Consider the following 15333-nt stretch of genomic DNA (forward strand, 5'->3'; position numbering starts at 1 on the left):
GGACCTCCGCCCGGACCAGGCGATCGTCGTGACGACGGACCCGGTCGGCGCCGCCTACACCGGCTTCCAGCTCATGGACCCGTGGATGCTCGGCCCCAACGCCAGGAAGCACCAGGTCTCGCTCAACCTCGCCCAGACCGCACCCAACCCCGACGGCACGTTCACCTTCGTCCTCGCCCACGAGGACCCCGGGATCGCCAACTGGCTCGACACCACCGGCCTGCGCGAAGGGCTGGGGCTCATCCGGTGGCAGGCGGCACCGCCCGGCGCGCCGATCGACCCGGCCATGCTGGTGCGCGACTTCCGGGTCGTCTCCCTCGCCGACGTGGACGGCCTCGACCTCCCCCGAGTCACCGCCGAACAGCGAACGGCCCAGCTCACGGCCCGGGCCGTGGGCTACCACTCCCGAACACTCTGAAGGCGGCCGATGCGCGGGTACATCCCGCGCTGACTGCTCAGCGGCGGCGGTGGGCGATCATCGGCACACCGCCGCGGGGGCGCAGCGTGACTGACGGCTCAAGCTGGACCGGGACGTCAGCGGCCGGAGTCAGCGTCCAGTCGCGTGCGATCGTCGCCAGCGCCAGGACGCCTTCCGCGACGGCGAAGGTGTTTCCGATGCACTGGCGGGTGCCGGCCCCGAACGGGAAGTAGGCGAACCGTGGACGGGAGCTGGCAGCCCCGCCCGCCGGCTCCAGCCAGCGGGCGGGATCGAAGCGTTCCGGTTCCGGCCACCAGCACTCGTCCCGGTGGATCACCCACTGGCTGAACAGCAGCGTCGACCCCGCCGGCAGCTGGTAGCCGGCCACAACCCGGTCCTCCACGAGGTGCCGGACCATCGCCCAGACCGGCGGGTAGAGCCGCATCGCCTCCTGCAGCACAGCGTCCGTGTACGTCAGCCGGGACAGATCCGCGAACGTCGGCAGCCGGTCACCGAGGACGCCGTCCAGCTCCGCGTGCAGCTTCGCGGCGACTTCGGGTGCCTCCCCGAGCAGGTGGAACGTCCAGGTCAGCGCGTTGGCGGTCGTCTCGTGGCCGGCGAGCAGCAGGGTGACGGCCTCGTCGCGGATCTGGGTGTCGCTCATCGGCTCGCCCGTGTCGGCGTCTCGCGCGGCCAGCAGCAGCGACAGCAGGTCCGTGCCGACCTCGCCGGTGGCGCGCCGGGCGGCGATCAGCTCGTACACGGTCCGGTCGAGGGCCTCCCTGGTGGCCCGACGACGGCGGACCGCCGGCAGCGGGAGCCGCGCCAGCTCCCCCAGCCCCGGCAGGCCGGCCTGCCGCACGGCCGGCCCCGCCATGGCTTCCGCGAGCGCGGCGCGGACGACGTCCACCACCTGGTCGTCGAGGTCGACGTCGAACAGGGTCCGCGCGACGATCGCGAGCGTCAGCTCCGTCATCTCGGTGTGGATGTCGAGCCGCTGCCCGTCCTGCCAGGTCGCCGCGGTCGCGGCCGCGAGGGTGGCGAACTGCTCGCAGTAGCCCGCGATGCGCTCCCGGTGGAACAGCGGCTGCAGGAGCCGCCGCTGGCGCAGGTGGGCCTGCCCGGAGCTGGTGAGCAGGCCGTCGCCGAGCATGAGGCGCAGCGGCTGGACGACGCGCTGCCGCGAGCCGGGCCCACGCAGCACCGCGCCCTTGCCGTAGCAGCGCTGGTGGGTGACCAGGGCGTCCGCGACCGCCTCCGGATCACTCACGAGAAACATCGACACCGGCCGCCGGACCAGGCGCACCAGTGGTCCGTACTGCCTGGTCAGGGCTGTGAGCTGCGACAGCGGTTCGCCGCGCAGACGACGGGCGGCGACAAGCGGTCCACCGGTGGGGCCGGGCACCTCGTCGACGGAACGGGCCGGGCGCAGCGAGGACGACGTGACCGAGGAGGGAACACGCGGAGAAACAGACATCACGCGCACCTTTCAGTGGGTGAGAACAGCGGGTGAGAACAGCGATCAGAGGTTCGCCGGTCGCGGAGTCACAGCGGCGGCGACGAGCCACGGCGGCGGTGTCAGTGGGGAAGCAGGACGATCCCGACCAGCAGCACGATCTTCAGCGCGACGGCGAGATCGCCGGCCCGGCCGCTCAGGTGCGGCAGGCCGAGCGCGGCCAGCACCCGCAGGACCGCGGCCCGGGCGGTCGGCCAGAGCACCATCAGCAGGCTCGCGCCACCCCCGACCAGCGCCACCCGGACGCCGAGCGAACCCGGCGCGAACGCACCGGTCAGCGTCACCGCCGCGATGAGCGCGAACGTCTTGACCCCCGCGAACGCGGCGAGCGGATGCCGCCGCCCGGCCAGCAGCACGGTCAGCCCGCCTGCCACGGCCACCATGACCAGCGCGGTCAGCGCGGTCAGCGGGTCGGCCTCGACCTCGCCCAGCCGGGCCACCTGCAGCGTCGGGGTCGGCTGTCCCAGTCCGGAGGCGGACATGACCAGCACGGCGAGGCTGGCCACCGCGGCCTGGGCGGCACGCAGGACCACGAACGCCGAGAGGATCATCAGGAACCGTCGCAGCCGCGCCCGTGGGCTCGGTCGGCGCCGCCGGGCACGCCAGCCGCGCCAGCGGTTCGGGGTCTCCCGCGGGACCGGCGGTGGACCGTGGACGCGGGAGCCGGTCAGGCGGGCGAGGTCAGCCACGGCAGCCCTCCCCCAGCAGGTCCGACAGACGCACCGCCGCGCCCCCGTCACCCGCCGCCGCGGCCGCGGCCGTCAGCACGGAGCCGGGGACGGTCACGACGAGGCGCAGCCCGTCCGGCACCGCGCTGACCGCCTCGAGCCGCGCCCCGGGCGGAAGGCCCGCGTCGGCGAGGACCCGCGACGTCATCGGCCCGGTTCCGGCCGAGCCGGCGGCCCGGAGCCGAAGCGGCCACGGCACGCCCGGGTCGGCACCGGAACCGGAACCGGAACCGATGCCGGAACCAGCGTCGCCGCGACCGTCGACGGCGCCGAGCCGCAGCGTGCCGGCGAGGGTGATCGAACCGACGGTGACCGAAGGCCGCCCCCTGCCGACGAGGAGCCCGAGCCGACTGGAGATCCGCAGGTCGTGGAACGTGACGGTGGGATCGGCCAGCCGCGGCGCGGTGGCGACCGCGTCCGCCGCGACGGTCACTGCCCGAAGCCGGCCGGACGCTATCTGCGTGAGGAAGGGGAAGCCCCCGATCCGCACGCCCCGGTCGCCGCTCAGCGCCCCCGGGCAGCTCAGCCGGCTGGCGAGCCGGTGCTCGACGAGCGCCAGCGCGACCCGGTCGGCCACCAGCACGGCCGCCACAACCAGTACCGCCGCCGTCCCCCGGCGCCAGGGCCCGTGACGCCGCGACCAGCGGCGGTACTGGCGCCACGGCCAGGGATGAAAGGGCTGTCTCCCCGTGGGGACGGGCGTGGCCGGCATCCGTGCGCCCGGTGCCAACCCGGTCGAAGCCAGCACGGTCGAAGCCGCTGAACAGGTCTGCGCGCCGGCGCCCGGCGGGTCCTCACCCATGGCGACGAGTAGACGTCCGCAACATGTGGAGGGTGTGTGAGCCACCGGCGAAACGTGGGATCCGGCGGCCGTGACAATGACGCGCCGTCGTCACGGCCGGTCCTGCCCGAGCCGCGTCCGTGGGCCGGCGAAGCCGGACGGGGAGGTGATCCAGCAGGACACAGACCGCTCCTCCTCCGCCACCTGGACATCCTGCCGACTCCGCCGCGGGACACCCAGGCCGGGCAGATGTGACCCTTCGCGGACTGGGTAGACCTCCTCGTGCGCCGAGTCGGCGGTCTCCCGCCGGCGCAGGCAGCCCTGCCCCGCCACTGAGCCCGCCGCCGACAGCCAGAGAGGAAGCATGTCGTGAGCTGGTGGCTTTGGTTGATCATCGCAGTCGCCGTCCTGGTGATCCTCACAAGTGGGTTTCTCATCGCCCAGTACCGCCGCCGTGGTGGGGGTGCCGTGTCGGCCCGGCCCACGCCGAACCGGAAGGAGCGGCCGTGACTCTCCTGGTACGCGCGAAGGACCTGGCCAGGCGTCCGGTCGTGACTCTGGCCGGTGACGACGTCGCCCAGATCAAGGATGTGGTCTTCGACAGTCACAGCGGTGCGGTCGCAGGGTTCACGCTGAGCGGCCGAGGACTGTTCGCGGGTCCTCTGAAAACCGCTCTCCCGGTCTCGGCCGTCCGTGGCGTCGGCCTTGACGCAGTGATGATCGACGACCAGGAATCCCTCGTCGAAGGCAGCGACATGCTCGATCGGCGGGACGTACGTGAGCGTGATGTGCTCGGCGATCACGTGGTGACCGACACCGGTGTCGAAGTCGGAACGGTCACGGATGTGATCCTGCGCGGCGGGCCGGCTCCAGAAGTCGCCGGCTACGAGGTACAGACCACCTCCACCGTCCAGCCGGCGGACCGGAAGGTCCTGATCCCGCTGCCGGACACCCTCGCGGCCTCGGGTGAGGCCGTGGTCGTCCCGGGGCGGGCACTCGATTTCGCCGCCCACGACATCGCAGGCTTCGGGGCCGCCCTCGCGGAGTTCCGCTCCCACCACGACGGGGAGAGCTGATGCTGTTCAGCGAAGCAGCCAAGCGCCGTGTACTGAGCACGAAGACGGCGCAAAGCGTCGGCGTGCTCGCTGGATTCGTCGTCGATCCGACGGCGGCGAGGATCGCGGCGCTGCGGGTGAAGAAATCCGAAGGCCCCGGTGACATCCTTGGTTGGGAGGACCTGACCGCCTTCGGGCAGGATGTGATCACCGTCGCGTCGGCCGAGGCGATCGCCGACCCGCACGGCCGGGTGGCGGATCTGCTCGCCAGGCCCGGCGAGCTCCTGGGCAAGCGGATCCTGACCGACGCCGGCAACGAGATCGGTACCGTCACGGACGTCGACTTCGACCCCGCCGAAGGAAAGGTGCTGTCCCTGCTCACCACCGCCGGCAGGCTGGCCGGTGATCGGCTCGTCGGGTGCGGCTCGTACGCTGTCGTCGTGCGGGAGCAACGGTCCTCCGGCACGGGCGAAGGGGCCAGGCAGGACTCGGACCGCACCGGCTGATCGCCGGTGCCCCGCCCGAGCAGCGCCAGCGGCCTTGGGAGCGCCGCGACGTCATCGGCTCGGTCCCCCACGTGGCCCGAGGCAGCCGGAGCGGGGCCGGACGTCCAGAGCCGGGCTGTCCCGGATGTCCGGATGTCGCCCTGTGCCGATCAGATGCCGGACCCGCCGACAGATCGGCTGACGTATCCGCGGGCAGGCTGGTGCACCTGCCGCGGTCCGCCGGCCGGTCAGCTGCGGGTACGGCCCTTCAGCACGCGCAGCTCCAGATCGCGCTCGATCACGGCGTCCTCGGCCGAGGCCGGGAGCAGGTCGTAGGTGTGGCAGACGAAGTCGTTGACCCGGTTCGCGGGCAGCTCGATCAGCGCGTGCCCACCGGGGCTGGTCAGCTCGACCAGCAGCACCCGGCGCCGGTCCCGCACCAGTGGGCGGATCCGCACGTCGCCGAGCCCGGCGCAGCGCCGGGCGCCGTCGACGAAGAGCCGTCGGGCGAACGTCCACACCACGGCTCTCTGGTCGGTGACCCACATGCTCATGGTGATCGCGACGGGATCGACCGGGTCGTAGCGCAGGCTCGTCGGCAGCGGCACCCGCTCACCGCTCGCAGCCAGGTACGTGGCGTTGAACTCCCATGTCACGGTGTCTGACACGATCGGACGGCGGCTCATCAGGCCCCTCCCACCCCTGGCGGCTGGTGCTGTGGAGACACCCTTGTCACACGACTGGTGTCGTTACAGAACGGTGTCATCCAGGAAAGCCGTCATCATCCGGCCTTTGTCGTCGGGGTGGAGTACGAACGACCCGGTTCGGCGGGACGCCGCCCGCCGGCCGCCACCCTCCCGGGTCAGCGGCCGGCGATCACGCTCGACCGCCGGCGACCGGCACCAGACGGCGCCCGCCCAGCGACCGTCCGCCCAGCGACCGTCCGCCCAGCGGTTGCGCGCTAGCGGTCGCCGGCCCAGCGGCGGTCCTCCTCGTCCCACTTGTCGTTGCGGCGGTCGACGTCGTCGCGCCAGTTCTCGGCGTCCGCCGCGGTCGGGTACGGGCCGAGGCGCCGATGGCCCGGCGAGTCCGGCGGGTTCTCGACCCGGTTGTGCTCCATGCACCACCACCATCCGGACGGATTCCACGACGAGCTGTCCACCTGATCCGGGTCGGGCGTCCCGGACGCCTTCCGGCGCAGCCACTTCAGCATGGTGGATCACCTACCCAGCCGACTCCCGCCGTATCCGGGCGCGGGGCCGGACTCCGGCCGGCGTACTTCTCACAGGAGCCGCCGCCAGCCACCGGCCCCGGGCACCGGACCCCTGTCCGCCCGGGCCGCGGGGCCGCCGGCTGCTCCCGCCCGGTCGCCCCGGTGCCGGAAGGTTCCCACCGGAGGACGGCCACCAGGCAGCCGGTCTGGTGAGCAGGCGCGTCTTGTGAGGGGGACGCGCCCGTTCCCAGGCCGGTCGCCCTGACCACCCGCCTGTTCGTCCGGTCGGCCGCCCTGACCGCCCCGCCGGGCGCGGTGGCTATCGCTGGTCGCGGTGGCTATCGCTGGTCGCGCGGTTCGGTGGCCCAGCGGATACTCGACACGACGCCCTGCCCGGCGAGCCGCCACCAGGTGCCCTCGACGACGGGCAGGTACGGCAGGCGCAGCGGCCAGCGGGTCCAGGCCGGCATGAGCCCGACAGCCGCGGCGGCGAGGGCGCTGTAGGGCACCCGGGCGAGCGCCGGCAACGGCGCCCGCAACAGCAGATATCGGGCTGCCTCCCGGGCGTGTGGGGTGCCTTCCAGCTCCGGGCGGAAGGCTGCGAGCTGGTGGGCGAGCTCGGCCCGGGTGCGCGGCGGGTCGGGCACACCGAGCCGCTTCGCGACGACACTCGTGTCGAGGACGTAGCCGTCGCACTCCCGCGGGCTCAGGGGCCGTGCGCCGTAACGCTGGTGCGCGGCGAGGAAACTGTCGACCTCGGCGACGTGAACCCAGTGCAGCAGGTGGGGGTCGGCCGCCGAGTAGGGCCGCCCGTCCGGTGCCACGCCGTGGATGTGCCGGTGCACGGCCTGCACCCGGGCGACCGCCTCCTCGGCGTCGCCGGCCGGGCCGAACGTCGTGACGGCCAGGAAGTAACTGGTCCGCTGCAGCCGGCCCCACGGGTCATGCTGGTAGTCCGAATGATCCGCCACTCCCGCCATCGCGAGCGGGTGCAGCGACTGGAGGAGGAGCGCCCGCAGCCCACCGACGAACATCGCCGAGTCGCGGTGCACCCGCCGGATGGGCCGGTCCGGGCCGAACCACCGCTCGCCGGCGGCCTCGTGAATGCGTTCCCGGCGCTCCGGCCCCTGGGTACCCGCGACTCTGGTGAACACCTCGCTGGCCAGTCTGGCCCTCAGGGGTTCCGTGTCGATCCGCAACCTCAGCAGCACCACTCCTCCATCATGCTCCCGAGCAAGGCCGCGGGAACAACCGACCGGAATCATCCCGTCCCGGCCTGTACCCGCACGGTGCACCCGCGGCACCCCACGGCACCCACGGGTCCCCTGCCGGTCCCACGGGTCCGACAGGCCTCCGCGGAGATCGCGGAACTCCCCGTCCACCGACCGCGTCGCGGCGCGGCCCGGCGCGGCCCGGCGCGGCCCGGCGCGGCCCGGCAGAAGCCGGGTGACACGACCCCGGCATGGTTCAGTGACGGCCATGGGGGGCGCCGGGCCGTCGGGCACTGATCACGTGATCGTGTGCGGGCTGAACTCACTCGGCATGAGCATCACCGAGCACCTGGACGCCGCCGGGGTCCGCGTCGTCGTCGTCGACGACCGTGGTGGGCCCGGTCTGCGCCGCCGGCTGGAACGGCTCGGGGTCACCCTCGTCCCGGAGGGGGCCGAGCACGCGGAATCGCTGCGGGAGGCGGGCCTCGACCGGGCGCTGGCGCTGGTGGCCTGCGGCGGCAGCGATCTGGAGAACCTGCGGACCTGCCTCGTCGCCGCCGAGGCGGCCCCGGGCACCAGGATCGTGGCCAACATCGACAATCACCAGCTCGGCAGCCAGCTCCAGGACACCATCGCCGAGGTCCGGGTGCTCAGCGTCGGTGGGCTCGCCGGGCCGGGCTTCGTCGAGGCGTGCCTGCAGTCATCGGTGATCCACGCCTTCGCCCCCGGCGGGACGTCCGGCGAGGCGGAGATCCTCGCCGTGGTCGACGAGGACGTCCCCCGACGGGCCGCGTTCCGCGAGCTGTACGGAGACCTCACGCCGGTCTCGTTGCGGCGTGCCGGCGAGCGGCGCGCCGACCTCTGCCCGCCGCGGGACGTCATGGTCGCGCCCGGCGACCGGCTGGTCGTCCTGGGCCGGCTCTCGGACCTGCGCACCCGCGGACTGTCGTCGGACGACCTGTCCCACGCCCGCATGTTCACCGCGCTCGCCACCCATGCGGCCAGGGCCGGCGCCGGCACAGCGCCCACAGCCGCCACCGGGGCGCCTGGTTCCGCCGCTCCGACTGCCGACGGCCGCGCCGACGCGGCCACGGCCGGGGTCACGGCCGGGGTCACGGCAGGCAGGGGCGCCGGGCGGAGAGGTGCCCGCCAGCCCCGCGGCAGGCGCCTGCGGGGACTCGCCGCCGTGATGCAGGCGGAGCTCGACGCACCCTTCCGGCGGGCCCTCGCGGTCGTGACCGCCGTGACGGCCGTGAGCACCGTCGTCCTCGCCCTGACCTACCGGAACAACAACCCGGCCGCGCCGGCCGACTTCGACACTCTGGACGCGCTCTACCTCACCGTCGGGACGATGGTCACGGTCGGCTACGGCGACTACAACTTCGGCACGGCCGACACCTGGCTCCAGGTCTTCGGCATCTGCCTGATGCTGTTCGGGGCGCTGGCGGTGGCCGTCGTCTATGCCTTCATCACCAACGTCATCGTCAGTCGCCGGCTGGAGCGGATACTCGGCATCGGCCAGGCGCGCACCGTGCGTGACCACGTGATCATCTGCGGGCTCGGTCCGGTCGGCGTGGCGGTCATGGATGGACTGCTGCGCGCCGGCCGGCCGGCCGTGGTCGTGGAACGGGACGAGAACAACCGCTACCTTCCCGTCGCCCGGGAACGCGGCGTCCCGGTGGTGATCGGCGACGCGACGGTGGGCTCGACGCTGATGGAGGCCGGTCTGGAGCGCGCGACCACGATCGCGGCCCTGACCGGCGACGGCCACGCGAACCTGGAGACCGTCCTGTCCGCCCGGCAGGCGCGAGCTCCCGGCACCGGCGACCTGCCGCTGCGCGTCGTCGCCCGGGTCCTCGACACGGCGCTGGCGGACGACATCGAGCACCGGTTCGGCATCCACACCGCACGCAGCGCCACCGCGCTGGCCGTCCCGTACTTCGTCGCCGCGGCCGTCGGCCAGGACGTGGTCAGCTCCTTCTACGCCGAGCAGACGCCGTTTCTGGTCGTGCGCATGCCGAAGCGTGCCGGCGACGGCGACGGGATCGGATCAGACGCCGACGAGGGCGCCGGGATCCGTGTCGTCGGGGTGGGCGGGGCGGGTGCCGGTGACGGGACCGAACCGCTCGTCGTGGGGCCCGCAAGCAAGATCATCAGCCTGGGGCGCCGCGACCAGCGTCCCCCTGCTCCCCCTGCTCCCGCCGGCCCGCGTTGAGTGCCTGCCCGGGCCGCCGGACGGCGCCGGCTGTGGTCCGCGCCGGCGGGCGTTCCGGGCCCGACGCCCGACGCCCAACGCCCGACGGGTAGGCGGCGGGCCTCAGGGTCAACGGGTGGCGACGCCCAGCAGGCCTGTGCGGATGCGGTCGGCGACCGCGGTGAGCTGCGTGCTGAGGTAGAAGTGCCCGCCGGGGAAGACGGCCAGATCGAAGTCGCCGGTGGTGTGCGGGCGCCAGGCCAGCGCCTCGTCCCGGGTCACCGCCGGGTCACTGTCGCCGATCATCACCCGCAGCGGCGCGTTGATGACGGCGCCTGGCTCACTGCGGTAGGTCTCGATCGCCTGGTAGTCGGCGCGCGCCGACGGCAGGATCATCTGCCTGAACTCGGGATCGTCCAGGAGACGCGGATCGGTGCCGCCGAGCCGCGCGATCGACGCGAGAACGGCGTCGTCGTCCCGACCGTGCACCGAGCCGGGGCGCCCCCGCGACGGCGCCGGCCGGGCGGACGGAAACAGGACCAGCGGCTCCGGAGCACCCGGGGTGTTCTCCAGCCGCCGGATCACCTCGAAGGCGACGATCGACCCCATGCTGTGCCCGAACAGGGCGAGCGGACGGTCCCCGAAGGGCATCAGGTGCGCGGCGACCACGTCGGCGAGCGCCTCGATGCTGGTCAGCGGCTGCTCGGCGAGCCGATCCTGACGGCCGGGGTACTGCACCGCGACGACCTGGGCAACGTCGGCCAGTGCCCGTGACAGCGGGTGGAAGAAGGTCGCCGCGCCACCCGCGTGCGGAAAGCACACCAGCCGCGGGCCGGACTCGTCGGCGGGTCTGAACTGCCGGATCCACCGGTCGACGTCGCCGGTCACGGTCACCACCATCGGGAGAGGGAACAGCGCAGGCACGCGGCTCACCTGCGGACATAGTCATCACATCACGCATTCCGGCCACCGGTCACCTGACGTCTCCGCGGAGCCGAGGGACGCCTGCCCGCCTCCGGCGGCCAGCCGTCCCTCGGCTGCCCGGGAGACGCCGTGGTCCACGGCAACCCGGCCCGGCAGCAGAACCGAAGCCACAGTGCCGCACATTCAGGTCGACCTATGATAGAAAAACGGTGACACTCCCTCTGTCCTGATCGAAGTCCTATGATTTTCGGAGACGGGCGGCAGCCGGCAACAATGCGGAGCCCGGCCGTCGGCTGCCCGGAGAACGCGGCAGCCGCATCGAACGTGTGCCATTCGGGGGTTTGACATGGAATTGCAAGGTCGACAGCCACCTGCCGGGTGTATCCGACGAAGACCCGTTCCAGCACCGACCGGCTGAACCGGGCGGCAGGTTTCCGGAAGCGCGCGTGGGCGGCCCTCCGAATCCACACCCCGCCGAATTCACACCCCGCCCATCCAGAATCTGCCCATCCAGACATTCGGCGTGATTGAATTGCCACGCCATGCCGGAGCGTTTGGCCGGCCTTTTCCCTTCCGGGTTCCCGCCACCGCCCCGGGGCCGCATCTCTCCCCACGTTCCCGCACGCATGCCCGTTCATCTTCATTCCATCTGCCGTTGGCACACACTTTCGGCCCAGGTCAGCGGCCACGGCACGGTCGTGCCCAGCAGTTCGCCAGCGCCTTCGTGCGACCCGGACTCCACTGAACCCGTCCGTGCGCGCATCCATGGCCCGTACCGACACCCGGCCCGGCGATCACGCCACCAGGAACCTTCCAGAGACAGCATGTCGGTAACAGTGAGAGTTCGAAGAGGAGCACATGGTGGTGTTCGATCGCGACGCGGATCAGGCCTCCGACCCGACGCGGGCGGAGCACAGCCCCTCCCCCGACCGGTCAGGCGATGATCATCGGGCGGGCCGCGCCTCCCGCCGGAGCCTGCTGCTGACCGCGACCGGCCTGATGGCCGGGGCCACGGTGGCGGCCGGCGGGACAGCCGCCGCCGTGACCTCCCCGGCACCGGGCCCGTCGTCGTCGCTGCTGCCCGGCCAGCCGGGCGAGCCGGCCGGATCCCGCCGGGAGATGCCGCTGCGCATCGACGTGCACCACCACGCGATGATGCCGGTGCCCGTCCGGGACTGGCTGATCGCCCACGGAGTGATCCCCCCCTCCGGCGGCCCCCTGAACACCCAGTGGGACATCGACACCGCCATCGCCACCATGGACCAGTACGGCATTGCGCTGGCGCTCGTCTCCGCGGCCGTCCCCGCCGCGTTCATGCCCACTCCGGCGCTGGCCGTCGAACTGTCGACGATCGTCAACGACAGCCTGAGCGCCATCTCGGCCGCCCGTCCGGACCGCTTCGGCTGGCTCGCCACGATCCCGTTGCTGGACGCGGCGGACGCCGTCCGGGAGATCAACCGGTCCTACGACGAACTCGGAGCCGACGGGGTGCTGCTCACCACCCACGTCGGCACCCGCTACCTCGGCGACCCGACGCTGGAACCGGTGCTGGCGGCGCTGAACGCACGGGACGGCGTGGCGCTGGTGCACCCGTACGACCTGCCCGGTGCGTCACCGATCGCGGTACCGGCCTTCCTGATGGACTACGCGGCGGACACCGGACGGGCCGCCGTGCAGCTCATCGTGTCCGGCGCACTCGACCGCCATCCACGGATCCGCTGGATCCTCGCGCACGGTGGCGGGGCCTTCCCCTACCTGGCCGGCCGGCTCTCGCTGGGTCGTGCGCTGGGGTACGGGGCCGACCCGGCAGTCGTCCGGTCGGCGCTGCGCCGCTTCTGGTACGACACCGCCGGCCCCATGTCGCCGTACTCGACGCCGAGCCTGCTCGCCGCCGCCGGCAGCGACAAGATCCTTTTTGGATCGGACTACAACGCGATTCCCGCGGCCACACTCGGCGACGGTGTGGCGGCGTTGCGCGCGGACCCGGCGCTCGACTGGCAGGCCCGCGCCGCGATCGCGCGCGGCAACGCCCTGCGGCTGTTCCCCTCCCTCGCCCACCGGCTGCGCTGAGCGGCCGGCGCAGGTCGGATCAGGTCAGGGCCGCGCTGGCTGTCAGAGCTACGCCGACTGCCAGCGCAGTTCCACGGTGAGGCGTCCGTCGTCGACGTCCACGAGCGCCTGGACGGCACCGGTGAGGGCTGGCGGCTCGCGGCCGCCGGGCCAGGCGGCGGAGACGAAAACGCTGCCACCGCCGGTGCCGCTCCACATGGTGAGCATCGCCCGGTTCTCCGGCAGGATCGCCAGGGTGCGGTCGAGCAGATCCACCAGCCCGGCCCGCAGGTCGAGCGGCACGGCAAGCGGCACAGCGCCCGGCTCGCCGGCGATCTGGACCTCGACCGTCATGCCCCGCCCCTCCGCGGCGGCCACCACGGCCTCGATGTCCTCGGCGAGCGTGGCCAGGGTGGCGCCGGCGCCGTCCCGCGCGAGCATCCGCCGGATGCCCGCCGCCTGCCGTGCGCACAGCCGGCGCCACCGCGGGTCCCGCGGATCGGCGTCACCACCGGCGAGGGCGTCCAGCATGGGCAGGACCTCGCCGCGGATGGCGCCCAGCCAGCGGGCCCGCTCCGCGCGGATCATCGCGTCCGAGTCCTGCCCGGCGAGCATCTCCGCCTCGGTCCGCACGGCCAGAGCGGTGGTGTCGGCCGTCCGGCGCAGCAGCGGCCCGATCATCGCCACCATGAGCTGCAGCCCGAGGATGCCGTAGGTGAGGGACAGCAGGCGCGAAAGCGTCAGCGGGTCGGTCGCGCCGCGGACGACCACCGTCACCACAACCGCGCCCAGCGCGACGGCGCAGGCGGCGATCGCCTGCGCGGCCGTCCGGGAGGCGGTCACGAAGGCCAGCAGCAGCGCCACCACGATGAGCGGCCAGTTCGTGATGCGCAGCAGCTCGGTGTTGTCGACGTTGACGCTGGCCAGCACCGCGCCGACCGACAGCGCGGTCAGGGCCGCGGCCTCCGCGCCCGACAGCGGCCGGGGCCGGGACACCCTCGCCACGGCGAGTGTCCCCAGCCCCAGCGCACACCAGATCCCGAGGGCGGCGAGCGGGGAGCGCACGCGCCCGAGGGTGACGACCAGCGGCACCAGCATCAGCACATGCCAGGCGAGCGCGACACCGGCGACGACGGCCCGCAGGCCGGAGCTGTAGTCCCGGCGCAGGGCCACGGCGGTCATCTCCCGCACCAGCTCCGCGCCGGCCCGCTCGCCGTACTCCGCCGCGTATCCCGCCTCGGCCGCCGCTGCCGCCGCCGACACCGACGGACCGGCCGGCCAGCGCATCGTGACGACGGTGCCCCGCCCGGGCGCCGAGTCGACGGTGGCCAGGCCGCCGGCGTCGCGGACCCGGGCGAGCACCGACTGGCGCACCCCGAGCCGGTCGGGGGCGGCCCGGCCCGGCTGGAAGCCGGCGCCCTGGTCACGCACCCGGATCGTCAGCCGCCCGGGCGCCCGTTCCACCCGCACCCAGGCCTCGCCCGTCCCCGCGTGCCGCGCCACGTTCGCGAGTGCCTCACCGGTCGCCCCGGCAAGCGCGGCGACGACCACCGCCGGCGGCTCGTCCGACGCCGCCCGCACGGACCGCTCGAGTGGCGCGGTCCCCTGCAGGTGCACGACAAGACCGCGGTCGCCGGCGCTCGCGACGGCCGCGGCGAGCGCCGCGTCGAGCCCGACCGGTGGCGGCCCGAAGTCGTAGGCGAGCAGCTGCCGGATGGCATCCGCACTCGCCCCGCACCGGCGGCGGGCCAGAACGACATCGCCGCCGCCGCCCCAGGCGAGGCCGGTGAGCGTGTTCAGCACGGTGTCGTGCAGGACCCGCTGGCGCTCACGGCGGTCATGGTCCAGCGTGAGCACGAGCAGCCGGGCGCGATGGCCCAGCATCGCCGAGGTCAGACGGTCGTCGGCGCGGCGGCCCGCGGCCCGCAGCCGCACCGCGGCACACGCGAACAGCACCGGCACCACGATCGTGAACGTGACAGCGGTGAACACCTGCGGGCGCCCCTCGTGCCCACCCACGGCCACCGCGACGACCAGGCAGGCCTGCGCCACCGCGAACCGGCGTGGGGACAGCGCCCACCCCGCGGTCAGCCCGGCGTGCAGAACGGCGAGCAGGACCCAGCTCCCGGTATCGCCGATCGATGGCGGTGGCAGGCAGAACGGGCTGAGCAGCACCGGGACCGCGGCTACCGCCACCGTCGCGGCCGCCATCCGCTCACCGACACCGTGGCGCAGGCTCCGCGCGACGAAGAACGCACCCCAGGCCGCGGTGCCCACGATCACCAGCACCGCGGCGGGCTTCTCCTCGTACCAGGACCGCCACAGGAACAGGTAGATCACGGTGATGAGACACACTGCCGCCCGCAGCCCCGCGAGCGAACGGACCACCGACCGTTCCAGCGCCGCCCCGGCCCGCGTCGACCCGGCCGGAGCAGGGTCGCCCGGACGCTCCAAGCCGCGGCCGCCGGCCCGCCGCGGAAACGGCGCCGGGGCCGCGGGCGCGGCCCCGGCAGGGACCGCTGCCGGCTCCAGTGCCCCCACGGACGCCGGAACACCCACCGGCGCCGCCGGCGCCGCCATGCCCCTGTCGCGCGTCCCCATGCGTTCACCCTGCCATGGCCGAGGTCCGTCGGAGAGCGGGCGACCCGGAAGCCTCCATTCACCCACGCTGATCGTCAATGACGCGCGCCCGCCAGCAGTCCATCATTCTCTACCTCTTTAAACGAGATGTTGGAGCCCGGGAAGCGTCGGTGCCGGCT

At 73.5% G+C, this 15333-nt stretch carries 14 protein-coding genes and 1 pseudogene; 6 read left to right on the forward strand and 9 right to left on the reverse strand.

Annotated elements, in window-relative coordinates:
* Positions 1–418: pseudogene (locus tag B207_RS40720) on the forward strand (hypothetical protein); the annotation flags it as partial.
* Between the two features lie 37 nt (positions 419–455).
* Here the strand turns inward: B207_RS40720 and B207_RS0119790 are convergent.
* The 3 genes from B207_RS0119790 to B207_RS37035 form a co-directional block, all read right to left on the reverse strand.
* A complete protein-coding gene (locus tag B207_RS0119790; protein ID WP_018638340.1) occupies positions 456–1895 on the reverse strand; it encodes a cytochrome P450 in 1440 nt (479 codons plus the stop codon).
* 101 nt (positions 1896–1996) lie between these two features.
* Positions 1997–2623 carry a hypothetical protein gene (locus B207_RS0119795; RefSeq protein ID WP_018638341.1) on the reverse strand — a complete coding sequence of 209 codons (627 nt, stop codon included), beginning with the start codon at positions 2621–2623 and terminating at the stop codon, positions 1997–1999.
* Positions 2616–3254, reverse strand: a complete 639-nt coding sequence (locus B207_RS37035) for an LmeA family phospholipid-binding protein (protein WP_018638342.1) — start codon at positions 3252–3254, stop codon at positions 2616–2618. The genes B207_RS0119795 and B207_RS37035 overlap by 8 nt, the downstream gene beginning before the upstream one ends.
* Before the next feature lie 558 nt (positions 3255–3812).
* Between B207_RS37035 and B207_RS39930 the strand changes: the two genes are divergently transcribed.
* The 3 genes from B207_RS39930 to B207_RS34665 are packed head-to-tail and all read left to right on the forward strand — an operon-like array spanning position 3813 to position 5004.
* Positions 3813–3953, forward strand: coding sequence for a hypothetical protein (locus B207_RS39930; protein WP_018638344.1), 141 nt, complete (start codon positions 3813–3815; stop codon positions 3951–3953).
* On the forward strand, positions 3950–4519 hold the full coding sequence (locus B207_RS0119815) for a PRC-barrel domain-containing protein (protein ID WP_018638345.1): 570 nt from the start codon (positions 3950–3952) through the stop codon (positions 4517–4519). The genes B207_RS39930 and B207_RS0119815 overlap by 4 nt, the downstream gene beginning before the upstream one ends.
* On the forward strand, positions 4519–5004 hold the full coding sequence (locus tag B207_RS34665; RefSeq protein ID WP_018638346.1) for a PRC-barrel domain-containing protein: 486 nt from the start codon (positions 4519–4521) through the stop codon (positions 5002–5004). The genes B207_RS0119815 and B207_RS34665 overlap by 1 nt, the downstream gene beginning before the upstream one ends.
* Positions 5005–5231: 227 nt before the next feature.
* Here B207_RS34665 and B207_RS0119825 read toward each other — a convergent pair whose 3' ends face one another.
* The 3 genes from B207_RS0119825 to B207_RS0119835 form a co-directional block, all read right to left on the reverse strand.
* Complete coding sequence (locus tag B207_RS0119825; protein ID WP_018638347.1) at positions 5232–5669, reverse strand: SsgA family sporulation/cell division regulator; 438 nt, start codon at positions 5667–5669, stop codon at positions 5232–5234.
* Between the two features lie 275 nt (positions 5670–5944).
* On the reverse strand, positions 5945–6196 hold the full coding sequence (locus B207_RS0119830; RefSeq protein WP_018638348.1) for a hypothetical protein: 252 nt from the start codon (positions 6194–6196) through the stop codon (positions 5945–5947).
* Between the two features lie 338 nt (positions 6197–6534).
* Entirely contained in the window at positions 6535–7410 is an 876-nt protein-coding gene (locus tag B207_RS0119835; protein ID WP_018638349.1) for an oxygenase MpaB family protein, read from the reverse strand.
* Between the two features lie 265 nt (positions 7411–7675).
* Here B207_RS0119835 and B207_RS0119840 point away from each other — a divergent pair, with 265 nt between their 5' ends.
* A complete protein-coding gene (locus B207_RS0119840; protein WP_018638350.1) occupies positions 7676–9622 on the forward strand; it encodes an NAD-binding protein in 1947 nt (648 codons plus the stop codon).
* 108 nt (positions 9623–9730) lie between these two features.
* Here B207_RS0119840 and B207_RS0119845 read toward each other — a convergent pair whose 3' ends face one another.
* Both B207_RS0119845 and B207_RS39935 read right to left on the reverse strand, forming a co-directional pair.
* Complete coding sequence (locus B207_RS0119845; protein WP_018638351.1) at positions 9731–10501, reverse strand: thioesterase II family protein; 771 nt, start codon at positions 10499–10501, stop codon at positions 9731–9733.
* Between the two features lie 48 nt (positions 10502–10549).
* The gene (locus tag B207_RS39935; RefSeq protein WP_154675490.1) at positions 10550–10696 is read right to left on the reverse strand and encodes a hypothetical protein; all 147 of its coding nucleotides are present in this window, start codon (positions 10694–10696) and stop codon (positions 10550–10552) included.
* A gap of 687 nt (positions 10697–11383) precedes the next feature.
* Here B207_RS39935 and B207_RS0119850 point away from each other — a divergent pair.
* Entirely contained in the window at positions 11384–12595 is a 1212-nt protein-coding gene (locus tag B207_RS0119850; RefSeq protein WP_018638352.1) for an amidohydrolase family protein, read from the forward strand.
* A gap of 48 nt (positions 12596–12643) precedes the next feature.
* On the opposite strand, the gene B207_RS0119855 is transcribed toward B207_RS0119850, so the two are convergent.
* Entirely contained in the window at positions 12644–15175 is a 2532-nt protein-coding gene (locus B207_RS0119855; RefSeq protein WP_230205122.1) for a sensor histidine kinase, read from the reverse strand.
* Between the last annotated feature and the right edge of the window lie 158 nt (positions 15176–15333).

Source organism: Parafrankia elaeagni, from assembly GCF_000374165.1.
Taxonomy (GTDB): Bacteria; Actinomycetota; Actinomycetes; order Frankiales; family Frankiaceae; genus Parafrankia; species Parafrankia elaeagni.

What these genes read in the sequence shown, in the direction of transcription:
- B207_RS0119845 (WP_018638351.1), bottom strand. Translation starts at nt 10,501, where the DNA reads ATGGTGGTGACCGTGACCGGCGACGTCGACCGGTGGATCCGGCAGTTC.
- B207_RS0119830 (WP_018638348.1), bottom strand. Translation starts at nt 6,196, where the DNA reads ATGCTGAAGTGGCTGCGCCGGAAGGCGTCCGGGACGCCCGACCCGGAT.
- B207_RS0119840 (WP_018638350.1), top strand. Translation starts at nt 7,676, where the DNA reads ATGGGGGGCGCCGGGCCGTCGGGCACTGATCACGTGATCGTGTGCGGG.
- B207_RS0119850 (WP_018638352.1), top strand. Translation starts at nt 11,384, where the DNA reads ATGGTGGTGTTCGATCGCGACGCGGATCAGGCCTCCGACCCGACGCGG.
- B207_RS0119790 (WP_018638340.1), bottom strand. Translation starts at nt 1,895, where the DNA reads ATGTCTGTTTCTCCGCGTGTTCCCTCCTCGGTCACGTCGTCCTCGCTG.
- B207_RS0119825 (WP_018638347.1), bottom strand. Translation starts at nt 5,669, where the DNA reads ATGAGCCGCCGTCCGATCGTGTCAGACACCGTGACATGGGAGTTCAAC.
- B207_RS0119855 (WP_230205122.1), bottom strand. Translation starts at nt 15,175, where the DNA reads ATGGGGACGCGCGACAGGGGCATGGCGGCGCCGGCGGCGCCGGTGGGT.
- B207_RS34665 (WP_018638346.1), top strand. Translation starts at nt 4,519, where the DNA reads ATGCTGTTCAGCGAAGCAGCCAAGCGCCGTGTACTGAGCACGAAGACG.